At 71.2% G+C, this 16,756-nt stretch carries 14 protein-coding genes; 3 read left to right on the plus strand and 11 right to left on the minus strand.

Annotated elements, in window-relative coordinates; genetic code table 11:
* The 11 genes from rpoZ to pyrR all read right to left on the minus strand — a co-directional run bounded on the left by rpoZ (window position 1) and on the right by pyrR (window position 13,298).
* Window positions 1-270, minus strand: coding sequence for a DNA-directed RNA polymerase subunit omega (gene rpoZ, locus ACGFIM_RS09220; RefSeq protein WP_393197096.1), 270 nt, complete (start codon window positions 268-270; stop codon window positions 1-3).
* A gap of 5 nt (window positions 271-275) precedes the next feature.
* On the minus strand, window positions 276-863 hold the full coding sequence (gene gmk, locus ACGFIM_RS09225; RefSeq protein ID WP_393197099.1) for a guanylate kinase: 588 nt from the start codon (window positions 861-863) through the stop codon (window positions 276-278).
* Window positions 864-984: 121 nt separating this feature from the next.
* Window positions 985-1,308 carry an integration host factor, actinobacterial type gene (mihF, locus tag ACGFIM_RS09230; RefSeq protein WP_055503120.1) on the minus strand — a complete coding sequence of 108 codons (324 nt, stop codon included), beginning with the start codon at window positions 1,306-1,308 and terminating at the stop codon, window positions 985-987.
* Between the two features lie 2,238 nt (window positions 1,309-3,546).
* A complete protein-coding gene (gene pyrF / locus ACGFIM_RS09235) occupies window positions 3,547-4,239 on the minus strand; it encodes an orotidine-5'-phosphate decarboxylase (RefSeq protein ID WP_393199687.1) in 693 nt (230 codons plus the stop codon).
* Between the two features lie 34 nt (window positions 4,240-4,273).
* Window positions 4,274-5,251 carry a dihydroorotate dehydrogenase gene (locus ACGFIM_RS09240; RefSeq protein WP_393197103.1) on the minus strand — a complete coding sequence of 326 codons (978 nt, stop codon included), beginning with the start codon at window positions 5,249-5,251 and terminating at the stop codon, window positions 4,274-4,276.
* Window positions 5,241-6,107, minus strand: coding sequence for a dihydroorotate dehydrogenase electron transfer subunit (locus tag ACGFIM_RS09245; RefSeq protein ID WP_393199690.1), 867 nt, complete (start codon window positions 6,105-6,107; stop codon window positions 5,241-5,243). Before ACGFIM_RS09245 ends, ACGFIM_RS09240 begins: the two co-directional genes overlap by 11 nt.
* Before the next feature lie 23 nt (window positions 6,108-6,130).
* Window positions 6,131-9,430: a carbamoyl-phosphate synthase large subunit gene (gene carB, locus ACGFIM_RS09250; protein WP_393197106.1), complete on the minus strand. Its 3,300-nt coding sequence runs from the start codon at window positions 9,428-9,430 to the stop codon at window positions 6,131-6,133.
* On the minus strand, window positions 9,417-10,523 hold the full coding sequence (carA, locus tag ACGFIM_RS09255; RefSeq protein WP_393197109.1) for a glutamine-hydrolyzing carbamoyl-phosphate synthase small subunit: 1,107 nt from the start codon (window positions 10,521-10,523) through the stop codon (window positions 9,417-9,419). Before carA ends, carB begins: the two co-directional genes overlap by 14 nt.
* Window positions 10,520-11,806: a dihydroorotase gene (locus ACGFIM_RS09260; RefSeq protein ID WP_393197112.1), complete on the minus strand. Its 1,287-nt coding sequence runs from the start codon at window positions 11,804-11,806 to the stop codon at window positions 10,520-10,522. Before ACGFIM_RS09260 ends, carA begins: the two co-directional genes overlap by 4 nt.
* On the minus strand, window positions 11,803-12,720 hold the full coding sequence (locus ACGFIM_RS09265; protein WP_393197115.1) for an aspartate carbamoyltransferase catalytic subunit: 918 nt from the start codon (window positions 12,718-12,720) through the stop codon (window positions 11,803-11,805). Before ACGFIM_RS09265 ends, ACGFIM_RS09260 begins: the two co-directional genes overlap by 4 nt.
* The gene (gene pyrR / locus ACGFIM_RS09270) at window positions 12,717-13,298 is read right to left on the minus strand and encodes a bifunctional pyr operon transcriptional regulator/uracil phosphoribosyltransferase PyrR (protein WP_393197118.1); all 582 of its coding nucleotides are present in this window, start codon (window positions 13,296-13,298) and stop codon (window positions 12,717-12,719) included. Before pyrR ends, ACGFIM_RS09265 begins: the two co-directional genes overlap by 4 nt.
* A 240-nt stretch (window positions 13,299-13,538) precedes the next feature.
* Here pyrR and ACGFIM_RS09275 point away from each other — a divergent pair, with 240 nt between their 5' ends.
* The 3 genes from ACGFIM_RS09275 to ACGFIM_RS09285 are packed head-to-tail and all read left to right on the plus strand — an operon-like array spanning window position 13,539 to window position 16,753.
* Window positions 13,539-14,783, plus strand: coding sequence for an arginine deiminase (locus ACGFIM_RS09275; protein ID WP_393197120.1), 1,245 nt, complete (start codon window positions 13,539-13,541; stop codon window positions 14,781-14,783).
* A gap of 25 nt (window positions 14,784-14,808) precedes the next feature.
* Window positions 14,809-15,816, plus strand: a complete 1,008-nt coding sequence (gene argF, locus ACGFIM_RS09280; RefSeq protein ID WP_393197123.1) for an ornithine carbamoyltransferase — start codon at window positions 14,809-14,811, stop codon at window positions 15,814-15,816.
* A 1-nt stretch (window position 15,817) separates the two neighbouring features.
* The gene (locus ACGFIM_RS09285; RefSeq protein ID WP_393197126.1) at window positions 15,818-16,753 is read left to right on the plus strand and encodes a carbamate kinase; all 936 of its coding nucleotides are present in this window, start codon (window positions 15,818-15,820) and stop codon (window positions 16,751-16,753) included.
* Window positions 16,754-16,756: the final 3 nt, after the last annotated feature.

Here is a 16,756-nt window from a genome sequence, read left to right on the forward strand (position 1 = left end):
TCAGGCCGCGCCTTCGATGGGCTCGGCGTTGAGCAGCCCCTCGGCGACCTCGCGCAGCGCGATGGACAGCGGCTTCTCCTGCGCGTGCGTCTCGACCAGCGGGCCGACGTACTCCAGCAGGCCTTCGCCGAGCTGGGAGTAGTAGGCGTTGATCTGGCGAGCGCGCTTGGCGCCCATGATCACCAGGGAGTACTTGCTGTCGACGATGTCGAGCAGCGTGTCGATCGGCGGGTTGGTGATGCCCTCCGCGGCCGGGGTGGTGCCTGCCACGATTGTCAGACCTCTCGGTTGGTGGTTGTCGTGACCCCCTGAGGGTCGGTCATCAAGGCTATCAGCCGATGGCACACGTCTTGGACGTTCGTGTTGACAAGTGAGAGGTCGAACTCGTGCTCGGCGGCCATCTCGTTGCGCCCGGCCTCCAGCCGGCGGGCGATGACCTCCTCCGGCTCGGTGCCGCGCCCGCGCAGGCGCTTTTCCAGCTCCTCCCATGAGGGCGGTGCCAGGAAGACCAGCAGCGCCTCCGGCATGGTCCTGCGCACCTGCCTGGCGCCTTCGAGGTCGATCTCGAGCAGGGTGGGCACGCCCTCGGCGAGCTTCTTCAGCACCGGCTCGCGAGGGGTGCCGTAACGGTTACCCGCAAACTCCGCCCACTCCAGCAGCTCGCCCGACTCGATGAGCCGGTCGAACTCCTCGTTGTCGACGAAGTAGTAGTGGACCCCGTGCACCTCCCCGGGACGGGGTCGCCGGGTTGTCACCGAGACCGACAGCCACACCTCGGGGTGTGCCCGCCGGAGCTCGGCGACGACCGTGGATTTGCCGACGCCAGACGGCCCCGAAAGGACCGTCAGCCGCCGTTCGCTCATGGGCAGGAATCCGACCTCCGTTCCAGGCCCGACCGCCTCGTGGGCACTGACATCGCCGGACCAGGACCTCTCGGTCACTTCCTACCCCCCGTTGAACCTGCGATTTCGTGTGGAACAGAGATTAGCTCTCGTTGCCACCGAACTCGCGCTCGAGGGCAGCCCTCTGGTTCGCACCGAGGCCCCGCACACGACGGGACTCGGCGATGGCAAGCCGCTCCATGAGCTGCTTGGCACGGACCTTGCCGACACCGGGGAGCGATTCCAACAAAGCCGACACCTTCATCTTGCCGATGACGTCGTCGGTCTGCCCATCCTTGAGCACCTCAGCCAGAGAAACCGCGCCATGCTTAAGCCGGTTCTTGACCTCGGCACGCTCTTTACGGGCCTTGGCAGCCTTCTCCAGGGCTGCGGCGCGCTGCTCAGGGGTCAGGGGAGGAAGAGCCACGCCGGGTCACCTCGAATTTCTGTCGATGTACTCGGACGGGAAGGGAAACTAGCTGGTCATCGCCCCCTAAGCAACGTCAAGAGCCGTTTCTCTCGCGACAAAATCCACTTCATCACTCTCCGTGTTGGTAAAATCACTTTCCGCTGATCAAATCGCCCTCACATCCGCCTACGCGCGTCGGCTCGCGTCGATGTCGCGAAACGCAACGAAGATCGGATTCGAGATACCCTCCGATGTCCGAAACCCCCGCCGCACCTGGGCCGAAACCCTTTTGCGCGATCTTGCACGGGGGCCTGACGGATGCCTTATGATCTTGTTAGCGCAGCCCTCCCGGGCCCCCGGTGCGCCGTCCTCACCCCCGGCCGTCCATCCCCATGCGACCGTTGCGGCGAGGAATCGCTCCGAGGCTCGTACGGGCACCGCCGGCCTCCGTTCCGCACGGCGGCCGGACCGGCCTCGCGATCGTCCCCGGTACGACGTGGCGTCCTCCGGCGACCGCGATCGGCGCCACGTCCGATCCGGTGGGCTGCTCGCCAGCGGTCCGGCGGGGTACAGCAAGGTTCGCGCGGCTCTCGCCCACGCGAGCGCCGACGAGGTCCGGCCAGGCGTACGACCGAACGGACGCACGAACGTGCAGCCGCACGGCCGAACAGCCCACAGGGCCGAGCAGAGACACGGTGCCGAGCAGAGACACGGTCGAGTGGGCGCACGGTTGAGCAGGCGCGCTGCCGGCTGGGCGTACGGCGAACGCGCCGCACGAAGGGCAAGCGCCCCGCAGGTGCGGCAGACGCGGGAGCCGCACATCACGCGCGACGCGGCAGGACCATCGAGGCGTGGGCCACGCGACGAACAGGCGACACCTGAGCCAGAGACGGCCACAACAGGCGGCACTCGAGCCGGACACGGCCCGGACGGACGGCACTCGAGCCGGACACGGCCCCAGCGAACGGCATTCAGGTCAGACACGGCCCCAGCGAACGGCACTCAGGTCAGACACGGCCGCAGCAGACGGGCCCCTGCGCCAAGCAGCAGCAGGCCACGTGCACTGGGCATGGCGACAGCAGGCGGCACCTGCGCCGGGCGCGGCGACAGCACGTCATCCGGGCGGCGAAGAGTTGGCGGGCAAAGAGATCACGCGGGGCAGGCAGCCGCGTAACGACCCTGAAGTCGCGGGGGATCCTCCCGGGGTACTGCGCGGCGCTCCCGACGGTTCTCGCGCCGGACGACCACCGCCACCCCGCGCGGACACCGGCCTCGCAGCCGGCGGGCCATGCGCAGACGGCCGATGCCACGGGAGGGGCGCACTCGCGCGATGTCCCCCGCCGCACGACCGCGCCCCCGCTGCACGTCCGTGACAACGACGCGAGGCAACGACATCCGGTCCAGGCGGATCCACACCAGGCGCACGGGTCGCGCCGCCCCCGCTGCATGAACACGCCGCATGAACACGCCGCATGAAACACGCCGCACGAAGCACGCCGCACGAAGCACGCCGCACGGAGACGGCGCCCAGGGCCGCGCCGAGACGTCCCCACGCCACCAGTCGCGGCTACTCATGCCAGGCGGGAAGCCGATGGTGCCGACGCAGCACCGGACCGAAGCCTGCGCGACACTGGTCCTGCGCGACGCCGAGCCCGCGCAGCAGCCGAGCCAACGCGCTGAGCCCGCACAGCAGCCGAGTCAACGCGTTGAGCCCGCACAGCCCCAGAGCCAGCGCACTGACCCTGCGCGGCGCCGAGCCCGCTCAGTAGCCGAGCCAGCGCACTGAGCCGCGACACTCAGCCCGCGCAGCCGCTGAGCCTGCGCAGCGCTGGGGCCGTGGTGCGCCACACGTACCTGCCCACGGTCCCTTGGGGACGGGCGCCCCTCCGCACGGACCTACGGGCCTTCGGCGCGAGAACGGCGCCGTGCCCGGCAAGGGGGTTGCGCCCGCCGCCCCGAGAAGCCCCCGCACCTGTCAGTCCCCACAGACCCACCATCCGAAGACGGCGCTCACACCATCGTGCAGACACCCACCGTCCGAAGACGGCAGTCGCGGCCGTACAAACACCCCGCCCGGAGACGGCGCTCACACCGCCGTACAGACACCCCCGCCCGGAGACGGCCTCACACCGCTGTACAGACACCCCGCCCGGAGACGGCGCTCACACCGCCGTACAGACACCCCGTCCAAAGACGGGCGCTCACGCCGTGCAGGCTCGCCGTCCGGACGGCGGCGCCCGCAGGTGGGCTGGTGCGTCAGGACGCCCGGCGCAGTGAGGCGGCGATCGCCGCGGCGGCGGCGCCGGGGTCTGGGGAGGCGGTGATGGGGCGGCCGATCACGAGGAGGTCGGCGCCGTCGGCGAGCGCCTGCTCGGGCGTGGCGACCCGCTTCTGGTCCTGGGTGTCGGCACCGGCGGGCCGGACGCCGGGGGTGATGAGCGTGATGCCGTCGCCGACCTCGGCGCGTACGGCGGCGACCTCGTGCGGCGAGCACACGAGCGCGGTGGCGCCGGCTTCGACGGACAGCGCGGCCAGGCGGCGTACGGCGTCGTCGGCGGGCCCGGCGAGCCCGATGCGCTCCAGGTCGGCCTCGGTGAGCGAGGTGAGCACGGTGACGGCGGCGATCTGGGTGTGCGGCGCGGACTCGACGGCCGCCTTGATCATGGCGGATCCGCCGGCGGCGTGCACGGTGAGGATGGCGGGCCGCAGCCGCGCCACGGCCCTGGCGGCCCCTGCGACGGTGTTGGGGATGTCGTGCAGCTTGAGGTCGAGGAAGACGTTCACGCCGCTCGCGCCCTGCACGGAGGCGATCACGTCGGGCCCGTAGCGGAGGTAGAGCTCCAGGCCGACCTTGACGGTGCTGACGTGGGGGGTGACCAGGGCGGCCCAGCGCGCGGCGGTCTCCAGGTCGGGTGCGTCGAGAGCGACGGCGATGGGTGCGGGGGTCAGGGGCGTCAAGTGGTGCTCTCCAGGCGCTCGGGAGTCAAGGCGTGCTCTCCTCGGTGTCTACCAACAGGTGCCGGGGTGCGCTCCCCGGCGGGCGGTGTGCGAGGCCGACGGCGTCGGCCAGCCGCTGGAAGCCGCGGGCCCGCAGCAGGTCTTCGAGCTCGCGTTCGATGCGCAGGCAGGCGTACGGGTCGTGGAACAGCGCCGTGCCCACGCCGACGACGCAGGCGCCGGCCAGGACGAGCTGGAAGGCGTCCCTGCCGGTCATGACGCCGCCGATGCCGATCAGCGGCACGCCGGGGAGTGCCGCGTGGACCTGCCAGACGCAGCGTACGGCCAGCGGCAGGATGGCGGGGCCCGACAGGCCGCCGGTGACGGCGGCGAGCGAGGGGCGCAGCGCCTCGGTGTCGATGGCCATGCCGAGCGGGTTGTTGATCATGGAGAGCGCGTCGGCGCCGGCGTCCACGCAGGCGCGGGCGACGGCGACGATGTCGGCCACGTCGGGCGCGAGCTTGGCGACGACGGGCACGTCGTAGCGCATGATCGACCGTACGGAGGCGATGACCTCGGCGGCGGCGCTGCCTTCGCGGGCGAAGACGCGCCCGCGGTCTTCGATGTTGGGGCAGGAGAGGTTGACCTCGAGCGCGGTCACTCCGGGCGCGTCGGCGAGCCTGCGGGCCAGCTCGGAGTATTCGGCGACGGTGCCGCCGCCGATGGAGACGATGGTCTTGATGCCGCGCTGGGCCAGCCAGGGCAGCTCGCGTTCGAGGAACGCGTCGATGCCGGGCCCTTGGAGCCCGACGGCGTTGAGCATGCCGGAGGGCGTCTCGGCCATGCGCGGCGTAGGACGGCCGGCGCGCGGCGCCATGGTGATGGAGCGCGTGGTCAGGGCACCGAGCCGGTGCAGGTCGAAGAACTGCGCCAGCTCGCGGCCGGACGAGGCGCATCCGGCGGCCGTGGTGATGGGGTTCGCCAGCTCCACGTGCGCCAGAAAAGTCCGCATATCAACTGACATGTCGTGCACCGCCCCCTGGGGCGCCCAGCGCGTCGAACGGGATCGTTCCCACGTCCTCGAAGCGCACCCGCTCCCCCCGGAACACCGGCCCCTCGGCGCACGCCCTGACCATCCTGGTCGAGCCGTCGTCGCCGATGACGGGCAACACGCACGTCATGCAGACCCCGATGCCGCAGGCCATCGACTCCTCGACGGCCACCTGGACCGGGATGTCGAACTCCATCGCCACCGCCGTCACCGCCCGCAGCGTCTCCATGGGCGCGCAGGCGTAGACCACGTCGGCCATGGTGTCGGTGATCACCGACGGCAGCGCGTCGGTGACCTTGCCGCGCAGGCCGAGCGAGCCGTCCTCGGTGGTCAGCGTGGTCGTCTCGGCCAGCCTGCGGGCCCGCATCGCGCCGAACACCCGCTCGGCGCCCGCGCCGCCCAGCACGAAGTCGACCCGGCAGCCGCGCGCCAGCAGCGCGTCGGCCAGCGGGAACAGCACGGCCGAGCCGTACTCGGCGCCCACCAGCACGCAGTTGACCGGATCGCGCGGCAGCGGGAACGGCCGCCCGAGCGGCCCGACGAGGTCGAGCGTGTCCCGGGCGCGCCGCTCCGCCAGCCAGGCGGTGCCGGGTCCGCGCGTGGTGAAGACCAGCTCGACCGTCCCGCCGTAGTCGGACTTCACGTCATGGATGGACAGCGCGCGGCGCGTCACCATCGACGTGTACGCCCCGCCGACCGCCACGGAGACGAAGTGGCCGGGACGGTAACGCTCGGCGATGCCGGGCGCCACCACCGTCAGCGCATGGTAGGCGTCGACCCGGCGCGTCGTGAGCACCGTGCCCGTCACCTGCACCGGTGTGCCGGCCAGTCGTCTTCACCTCCCGTGCGGGGTCATCCCCTGATTGCCTGTGCGTGCTCCTGCAGGGACCGTACGCCCACATCGCCGCGCACGATCGCCTGGATGCCCGCCGCCGCGGCGGCCAGCCCCGACACCGTGGTGATGCACGGGATGCCGCGCAGCACGGCGGCCGTGCGGATCTCGTAGCCGTCGAGGCGCGGCCCCGACTGCCCCGGGCTGCCGAACGGCGTGTTGACGATCAGATCGACCTCGCCGTCCAGAATGGCCTGCACGCTTGTGGGCTCACCTCCGGGACCCGCTCCCTCGCTGTGCTTTCGCACGATCTTGGCATGGACGCCGTTGCGGCGCAGCACCTCGGCGGTCCCCTCGGTGGCCAGGATCTCGAATCCGAGATCCGCCAGCGCCTTCACAGGGAAGATCATCGCACGCTTGTCCCTGTTGGCCACGGATACGAACGCGCGTCCCTTGGTCGGAAGTTCGCCGTAGGCCGCGGCCTGGGACTTGGCGAAGGCGATGCCGAAGAACTCGTCGATGCCCATGACCTCGCCGGTCGAGCGCATCTCGGGCCCGAGGACGGTGTCGACGCCCCGGAACCGGTTGAACGGCAGCACCGCCTCCTTGACCGCGATCGAGGCATCGAGCGGCAGCGTGCCGCCGTCGCCGGTGGCGGGCAGCATGCCCTCGGCGCGCAGCTCGGCGATCGACGCGCCGAGCATCACCCGGGCCGCCGCCTTGGCCAGCGGCGTGGCGGTGGCCTTCGACACGAACGGCACCGTCCGGCTGGCCCGCGGGTTGGCCTCCAGGACGTACAGGACGCCCGCCGACATGGCGTACTGGACGTTGAGCAGCCCGCGCACGCCGACGCCCTGGGCGATGGCCCTGGTGGCCTCCCTGATGGCGGTGATGTCGGCGCTGCCCAGCGTGATGGGCGGCAGCGCGCACGCCGAGTCGCCGGAGTGGATGCCGGCCTCCTCGATGTGCTCCATCACGCCGCCGAGGAACAGCTCCTCGCCGTCGTAGAGCGCGTCGACGTCGATCTCGATGGCCTCGTCGAGGAACTTGTCGATGAGCACCGGGTGGCCGCCGCCGTCGGGCTGCTCCTGGGCCGCCATGTAGGCGGTGAGCGTCTCCTCGTCGTACACGATGGCCATGCCGGCACCGCCGAGCACGTAGGAGGGCCGCACGAGCACCGGGTAGCCGATCTCGGAGGCGATCTCCCGCGCCTCGGCCACGGTCAGCGCGGTGCCGTGCCTCGGGGCGGGCAGCCCGGCCTCGGCCAGCACCCGCCCGAACGCGCCGCGCTCCTCGGCCAGGTGGATCGACTCGGGCGAGGTGCCGACGACGGGCACGCCCGCGTCCTTGAGCGCCTGGGCGAGCCCGAGCGGCGTCTGCCCGCCGAGCTGCACGATGACGCCCGCGACCGGGCCGGTCTGCTGCTCGGCGTGCACGACCTCCAGGACGTCCTCCAGGGTGAGCGGCTCGAAGTAGAGCCGGTCGGAGGTGTCGTAGTCGGTCGAGACGGTCTCGGGGTTGCAGTTGACCATGACGGTCTCGAACCCGGCCCTGGACAGCTCGAACGAGGCGTGCACGCACGCGTAGTCGAACTCGATGCCCTGGCCGATGCGGTTGGGCCCGGAGCCGAGGATGATCACCTTCTGCCGCTCGCCGTAGGGGACCTCGCTCTCCTCATCGTAGGTCGAGTAGAGGTACGGGGTCTTGGCCGCGAACTCGGCGGCGCAGGTGTCGACCGTGTTGTAGACCGGCCGCAGCCCGAGCGCGTGGCGCAGGTCGCGCACGCGGGCCTCGTCGATGCCGCGGATCTCGCCGATCTGCACGTCGCTGAAGCCGTGGCGCTTGGCCCGCTCCAGCACCTCGGCGGTCAGCTCGGGCGCGGCGGCGACGGCCTCGGCCTCCTCGTGCAGCAGGAAGAGCTGGTCGATGAACCACGGGTCGATGCTGGTGGCCTCGTGCAGCTCCTCGGGCGTGGCGCCCGCCCTGATGGCCTGCTGCATCGTGCGCAGCCGCCCGTCGTGGGGCGTGCGGCAGGCGGCCAGCAGCTCGTCCTTGGGCCGGACGTCGCCGGCCCAGGTGAAGGAGGAGTTCTTCTTCTCCAGCGAGCGCAGCGCCTTCTGCAGCGCCTCGGGGAAGGAGCGGCCGATGGCCATGGCCTCGCCGACCGACTTCATGTGGGTGGTGAGCGTCGGGTCGGCGCCGCGGAACTTCTCGAACGCGAAGCGCGGCACCTTCACCACGATGTAGTCGAGCGTCGGCTCGAAGGAGGCCGGGGTCTCCTTGGTGATGTCGTTGGGGATCTCGTCGAGCGTGTAGCCGATGGCCAGCTTGGCGGCGATCTTGGCGATCGGGAAGCCGGTGGCCTTGGAGGCGAGCGCCGACGAGCGCGACACGCGCGGGTTCATCTCGATGACGATCATGCGGCCGGTGCGCGGATCGACCGCGAACTGGATGTTGCAGCCGCCGGTGTCGACGCCGACCTCGCGGATGACCGCGATGGCGACGTCGCGCATGTTCTGGTACTCGCGGTCGGTCAGGGTCAGCGCGGGCGCGACCGTGACGCTGTCACCGGTGTGGACGCCCATCGGGTCGATGTTCTCGATGGAGCAGACGATGACGACGTTGTCGGCCTTGTCGCGCATGACCTCCAGCTCGTACTCCTTCCAGCCGAGGATGGACTCCTCCAGGAGCACCTCGGTGGTCGGAGAGGCGTCGAGCCCGGCACCGGCGATGCGCCGCAGGTCGGCCTCGTCGTAGGCGAAGCCGGAGCCGGCGCCGCCCATCGTGAACGAGGGCCGCACGACCAGCGGGTAGCCCAGCTCGGCCGCGGCGGCCAGGCACTCGTCCATGCTGTGGCAGATGGCCGACCTGGCCGACTCGGCGTTGAGCCCGTGCTCGCGGGCGACCTTGGCGACGATCTCCTTGAACCGCTCGCGGTTCTCGCCCGCCTGGATCGCGTCGAAGTCGGCGCCGATCAGCTCGACGCCGTACTTCTCCAGCACGCCGGACTCGTGCAGGGCCACGGCCGTGTTGAGCGCGGTCTGGCCGCCCAGCGTGGGCAGCAGCGCGTCGGGCCGCTCCTTGGCGATGATCTTCTCGACGTACTCGGGGGTGATCGGCTCGACGTACGTGGCGTCGGCGAACTCCGGGTCCGTCATGATCGTCGCGGGGTTGCTGTTGACCAGGATGACGCGGAACCCCTCGGCCCGCAGCACGCGGCAGGCCTGGGTGCCGGAGTAGTCGAACTCGCACGCCTGGCCGATCACGATCGGCCCTGAGCCGATCACCAGGACCGACCTGATGTCCTCACGCTTGGGCACGGCTCATGACCTCGCAGAACTCGTCGAAAAGATAGGCAGCGTCGTGCGGGCCGGCGGCGGCCTCGGGGTGGTACTGGACGCTGAAGGCGCGCCCGTCGAGCAGGCGCAGCCCCTCCACGCAGCGGTCGTTGAGGTTGATGTGGCTGACCTCGGCCGGCCCGAACGGGGTCTCGAACGGCCCGTCGAGCGGCGCGTCGACCGCGAACCCGTGGTTGTGGGCGGAGATCTCGACCTTGCCGGTGCGCACGTCCTGGACCGGCTGGTTGACGCCGCGGTGGCCGTAGCGCAGCTTGTACGTCGAAAGCCCCAGCGCCCGGCCGAAGAGCTGGTTGCCGAAGCAGATGCCGAAGAACGGCACCTTGGCCTCCAGCACCTGGCGCAGCGCGGTGACGTCGGCCGTGGCGGGGTCGCCCGGCCCGTTGGAGAAGAACACCCCGTCGGGGCGTACCGCCATGATCTGCTCGAAGGTGGCGTCGGCCGGCAGCACGTGCACCTCGCAGCCGCGCTCGGCCATGCGGTGCGGGGTCATGCCCTTGATGCCGAGGTCGACGGCCGCGACCGTGAAGCGCTTGGTCCCGATGGCCGGCACGACGTAGGTCTCCTTCGTGGCGACCTCGCGCGCCAGGTCGGCGCCCTCCATGCCGGGCGAGCGCCTGACCCGCTCGACGAGCTCCTCGACCGGCGCGTCGGGCGCGCTGAAGATGCCGGCCCGCATGGCGCCGCGCTCGCGCAGGTGGCGGGTGAGCGCGCGGGTGCCGGAGATGGCGATCCCGACCACGCCCTGCTCCTTGAGGTAGTCGTCGAGCGAGCGGTTGGCCCGCCAGCTCGACACGATCCTGGACGGCTCGCGCACGACGTAGCCGGCCACCCAGACGCGGCCCGACTCGGGGTCCTCGTCGTTGACGCCGGTGTTGCCGATGTGGGGGGCCGTCATGGCGACGATCTGCCGGTGGTAGGACGGGTCGGTCAGGGTCTCCTGGTAGCCGGTCATGCCGGTGTTGAAGACCATCTCGCCGAACGTCTCGCCTTCGGCGCCGTACGGAGATCCGCGGAAGACGCGGCCGTCTTCCAGGACGAGCACCGCTGTGTTCAAACCAGCTTCCCTTCGAGTACGGTCGGCCTGCCGCGCAGGAACGTGGCCACCACGCGTCCGGGCAGCGTCATCCCCTCGTAGGGGGTGTTGCGGCTCTTGGACGCGAAGGCGGACGGGTCGACCTCCGTGCGCACGGACGGGTCGTACAGCGTGATGTTGGCCGGCTCGCCCACGGCGAGCGGGCGTCCCTGACCGGCCAGGCGGCCGATGCGGGCGGGCGCGATCGACATGCGCTCGGCCACCTGCGCCCAGTCGAGCAGGCCCGTGTCGACCATGGCGGCCTGTACGACGCTGAGCGCGGTCTCCAGGCCGATCATGCCCATGGCCGCGGCGCTCCACTCGGTCTCCTTGTCCTCGACCGGGTGGGGCGCGTGGTCGGTGGCCACGATGTCGATCGTGCCGTCGGCCAGCGCCGCGCGCAGCGCCTCGACGTCGGCGCGGGTGCGCAGCGGCGGGTTGACCTTGTAGATGGGGTTGTAGGCGCCGACCGGCGAGTCCTCCACGAGGTCGTCGGTGAGCAGCAGGTGGTGGGGGGTCACCTCGGCGGTGACGTTCCAGCCCTTGGACTTGGCCCAGCGCAGGATCTCGACCGAACCCGCGGTGGAGACGTGGCAGACGTGCAGCCGGGAGCCGACATGGGCGGCCAGCAGGCAGTCGCGGGCGATGATCGCCTCTTCGGCGACGGCGGGCCAGCCGGTCAGGCCGAGCCTGCCGGAGATCTCGCCCTCGTTCATCTGGGCGCCGGCGGTGAGCCTGGGCTCCTGGGCGTGCTGGGCGACGACGCCGTCGAACGCCTTGACGTACTCCAGGGCGCGGCGCATGAGCACCGCGTCGTCGACGCAGTGGCCGTCGTCGGAGAAGACGCGGACACGGGCCGCGGAGTCGGCCATCGCGCCCAGCTCGGCGAGCTGCTTGCCCTCCAGGCCGACGGTGACGGCGCCGACCGGGTGGACGTCGCAGTGGCCGTACTCGCGGCCGAGCCGCCAGACCTGCTCGACCACGCCCGCGGTGTCGGCGACGGGCGAGGTGTTGGCCATGGCGTGCACGGCGGTGTAGCCGCCCCTGGCGGCCGCCTGGGTGCCGGTCTGGACGGTCTCGGCGTCCTCGCGGCCGGGCTCGCGCAGGTGGGTGTGCAGGTCGACGAGGCCGGGCAGCGCGATGGCGCCGCCGCCGTCGACGACCTCGCCGTCCTTGAGACCGGTGCCGATCTCCGCGATCACGCCGTCGGCGATGCGGATGTCGGCGGGCTCGCCGCCCAGGATCCTGACGTTTCGAATGATCATGCGGTCTCTCCCCCGAGCAGCAGGTACAGGACGGCCATGCGGATGGTCACGCCGTTGGCGACCTGTTCGACGATCGTCGAGCGGGCCGAGTCGGCCACCTCGGCGGCGATCTCCATGCCCCGGTTCATCGGGCCGGGGTGCATGACGATCGCGTCGTCGGGCATCTTGGCGAAGCGGTCGCGGTCGAGGCCGTAGCGGCGGGAGTATTCGCGCTCGCTCGGGAAGTACGCGGCGTTCATCCGCTCCTTCTGCACCCGCAGCATCATCACCACGTCGGACTTGGGCAGCACGGCGTCGAGGTCGTAGGAGACCTCGCACGGCCAGCTGCCGACCGAGACGGGCAGCAGCGTGGGCGGGGCGACCAGGGTGACCTCGGCGCCGAGGGTGTGCAGCAGCAGCACGTTGGAGCGGGCGACCCGGCTGTGCAGGACGTCGCCGACGATGGTGATCTTGCGGCCTTCGAGCCCGCCGAGGCGGCGGCGCATGGAGAAGGCGTCGAGCAGCGCCTGGGTGGGGTGCTCGTGGGTGCCGTCGCCGGCGTTGACGACGCTGCCGCGCACCCAGCCGGCCAGCCGGTGCGGCGCGCCGGAGGCGCTGTGGCGGATGACGACCGCGTCGGCGCCCATGGCCTCCAGGGTGAGCGCGGTGTCCTTGAGCGACTCGCCCTTGGACACGCTGGAGCCCTTGGCCGAGAAGTTGATGACGTCGGCCGACAGCCGCTTGGCCGCCGCCTCGAAGGAGATGCGGGTGCGGGTGGAGTCCTCGAAGAAGAGGTTGACGACCGTGCGCCCGCGCAGCGTCGGCAGCTTCTTGATGGAACGTTCCGAGACTCTCGCCAGCTCCTCGGCGGTGTCGAGGATGAGCAGGGCGTCGTCCTTGGTCAGGTCTCCGGCGGAGATGAGGTGCCGCTTCACCGGGAGCCTCCCTTCACGAGCAGCACGGCGTCCCGGCCGTCGATCTCCTCGAGATAGACCTTGACCTTCTCGCTCTTGGCGGTCGGGAGGTTCTTGCCGACATAGTCGGCGCGGATGGGCAGCTCGCGGTGGCCGCGGTCGACCAGCGTGGCGAGCTGCACGGCCGTGGGGCGGCCGATGTCGTTGAGCGCGTCGAGCGCGGCGCGCACGGTGCGGCCGGAGTAGAGCACGTCGTCGACCAGCACGACGACCTTGCCGTCGATGCCGTCGGCGGGGACCTCGGTGTGGCCCAGCGGGCGCACGGGGCCGCGCCGCAGGTCGTCGCGGTGCATGGTGATGTCGATCGAGCCGACGGGGATCTTCAGGCCCTCGAAACGCTCGATGCGCTCGCCGAGCCTGCGGGCCAGCGTGACGCCGCGCGTGGGGATGCCGAGCAGGACGACGCCGTCGCCGCCCTTGGTGCGTTCGAGGATCTCGTGCGCGATCCGGGTCAGCGCCCGGTGGATGTCGGGGGCTTCGAGAACCGCCCGGGAGTCCCCCTTATGGCCGGGCTCCCTGGTATCGGGTTCTGCGGACATGGCGAAGCTCACCACCTTTCCCGCCTCACGGGACGGGTCTTAAAAGGGTGTTGGTCGGGACACACAGTATCAGGGGCTACCAGCTGCAACGTGCGCACCCTCCCGGGCGGCGCGATCTCCCTGATCAGGTAATTTCCCCGCCCGCACCGGTGTCGGAGCGGCCCGCACGGGGCACGTGACCCGCGCGCGGCGTGCGGGCGTACGGGCGTGAGGCCGGCCGCCGGAGGGGATGGATCGAAGATGACCTTTCATGTGGACAGCGAGGTCGGGCGCCTGCGGCAGGTCCTGCTGCACAAGCCCGACCTGGCGCTCAAACGGCTGACCCCCACCACCAAGGACTCCTTCCTCTTCGACGACGTGCTGTGGGTGCAGCGGGCCATCGAGGAGCACGAGGAGTTCCAGCGGGTGCTCACCAGCCGCGGCATCCGCGTTCACCTGCTGGCGGACCTGCTCAGGGAGACCGTCGAGATCCCCGAGGCGCGCAAGCACATCCTCGACGCGGTGGTGGACGAGCGCTGGCTCGGCCCGGTCGCGATCGACGACGTGCGCAACACCCTCGACGGCATGGACGCGGCCACCCTGCAGATGTACCTGACGGGCGGCATCACCAAGCGGGAGCTGGTCGAGCTGGGCTGCAACCCCAAGGCCCTGACCTTCCACACGCTGGCCGACGACGACTTCGTGCTGCCGCCGCTGCCCAACCACCTGTTCACCCGCGACACCTCCTGCTGGATCTACGACGGCGTGTCCATCAACGCGATGAAGAAGAAGGCGAGGATGCGGGAGACGGTCCACATGGAGGCCGTCTACATGTACCACCCGACGTTCGCCGACGGTTTCAACCGGCCCGAGCAGGGCGGCTACCACTGCTGGCTGCCTGGCAGGGCGGTGGCGCCGGCCACCATCGAGGGCGGCGACGTGCTGGTCATCGGGCGGGGCGCGGTGCTGATCGGGATGAGCGAGCGCACCCAGCCGCAGGCGGTGGAGATGCTGGCGCAGCGGCTGTTCAGGGCCGGCTCGGCGCGCCGCATCGTGGCGCTCGACATGCCGAAGGCGCGGGCGTTCATGCATCTCGACACCGTGATGACGATGCTGGACGTGGGGGTGTTCACCAAGTACGCGGGGCTCGGCATGCTGCCGGCGTACACGATCGAGCCCGGGGAGACGTCCAAAGAGCTCAAGGTCACCGACCACCCCCCAGAGGACATGCACAAGGCGATCGCGCACGCGCTGGACCTGCCGGACATCACGGTCCTGACGCCCACCCAGGACGTCTACTCCGCCGAGCGGGAGCAGTGGGACGACGGCTGCAACGGGCTGGCGATCGAGCCCGGCGTGGTGGTCGCCTACGAGCGCAACGCCACCACCAACAATCACCTGCGCGACAACGGCATCGAGGTGATCACGATCAGGGGCAGCGAGCTCGGCAGGGGGCGCGGGGGGCCGCGGTGCATGAGCTGCCCGCTCGAACGTGACGCCGTCTAGGGGAAATCCGGGGGGACACCGACCGATGGCATTCGACCTGCGCAACCGCAGCTTCACCAAAGAGCTCGACGTCACGCCGGGCGAGCTCGGCCACCTGGTGGAGCTGGCGGCCGAGCTGAAGGCCGAGCGACGCGCCGGCACCGAGCGGCCGCGGCTCGCCGGCCGCGCCGTGGCGCTGGTCTTCGCCACGGCCTCGACGCGTACGCGCTGCGCCTTCGAGCTGGCGGCGCGCGAGCAGGGCGCGCACACCACGTACCTGGGGCCCGGCGACTCGCAGCTCGGGCACAAGGAGTCGGTCGCCGACACCGCGCGGGTGCTGGGCCGGATGTACGACGGGATCTGCTATCGGGGCGGGGACCACGCCGGCACCGAGGAGCTGGCGGCGCTGGCCGGGGTGCCGGTGTGGAACGGGCGGAGCGACTCCTGGCATCCGGCGCAGACGCTGGCCGACGTGCTGACCATGGCGGAGCACGCCGGCCGGCCGCTGCGCGAGGTGTCGCTCGCCTACCTGGGCGACGGGCGCAACAACATGGGGCACTCGCTGCTGGTGACGGGCGCCATGTGCGGCATGGACGTGCGGGTGGTCGCCCCCAAGGCGCTGTGGCCCGACGCCGGGCTCGCGGTCGGCCCGGCCGAGGAGCTGGCGGCCGCGACGGGCGCGCGGATCACGGTCACCGACGACGTGATCGAGGGCGTCAAGGGCGCGGACTTCCTCTACACCGACGTGTGGGTGTCGCAGGGCGAGCCGCCCGAGGTGTGGGACGAGCGGATCAAGCTGCTGCTGCCGTACCAGGTGAACGACGCCGTGGTGCGGGCGACGGGCAACCCGTCGGTGCGGTTCATGCACTGCCTGCCCGCACTCCACGACCGGCGCACCGCGATCGGCGGGGAGATCTTCGACAGGACCGGCCTCGACGCGCTGGAGGTGACCGCCTCCGTCTTCGGCTCGCCCCGCTCGATCGTCTTCGACCAGGCCGAGAACCGGCTGCACGCGGCCAAGGCCGTCATGGTCGCGACGCTGGGGGGCCGCTGAGATGCGGGTCATCGTGGCGCTCGGCGGCAACGCGGTACTGCGGCGCGGCGAGCGTCCCGACGCCTCCACGCAGCTCGCCAACGTGCGCACCGCGGTCAGGACGCTGGCCGGGCTGGCCGGGCGGCACGAGCTGGTCATCACCCACGGCAACGGGCCGCAGGTGGGGATGCTGGCCGTGCAGAGCGCATCCGACCCCGGCCTCAGCCGCCCCTACCCGTTCGACGCGCTCGGGGCGCAGACGCAGGGCCTGCTCGGCTACTGGATCCAGCAGGCGCTGCAGAACGCGCTGCCGGGACGCCAGGTGCTCGCCATGGTGACGCAGACGCTGGTGTCGGCCGTCGATCCGGCGTTCGCCGCGCCCTCCAAGTTCGTCGGGCGTGCCTACGACCGTGAGGAGGCCGAGAAGCTGGCCGCCGAGCACGGCTGGACCGTCAAGCAGGACGGCGGCAGGTGGCGGCGCGTCGTGCCCTCCCCCGCCCCGCAGCGCGTGGTGGAGACGCGGCTGATCCGGCGGATGATGAGCGAGGGCGTGATCGTGGTGTGCGCGGGCGGCGGCGGCATCCCCGTCGTGCGCGACGAGCGCGGCCGGCTGACCGGCGTCGAGGCGGTCGTCGACAAGGACCTCACGACCGCGCTGCTCGCCGAGGCGCTCGACTGCGACGCCTTCCTCGCGCTGACCGACGTGCCGCACGTCATGCGCGGCTTCGGCACGCCGGCCGCGACCCCGATCCGCCACACCACGCCCCACGAGCTGCGCACGCTCGACTTCCCCGCCGGGTCCATGGGGCCGAAGGTCGAGGCGGTCTGCCGGTTCGTCGAGACGACCGGGGACATGGCCGCCATCGGCAGGCTTGACCAGGCGCAACGCATACTCGACGGCACGGCGGGAACGATCGTGACGCCCAACGGCAGGTGGCCGCTGACGAGCACGCTGTAGGGG

Source organism: Nonomuraea sp. NPDC049309 (genome assembly GCF_043196965.1).
Lineage (GTDB): Bacteria > Actinomycetota > Actinomycetes > Streptosporangiales > Streptosporangiaceae > Nonomuraea > Nonomuraea fastidiosa.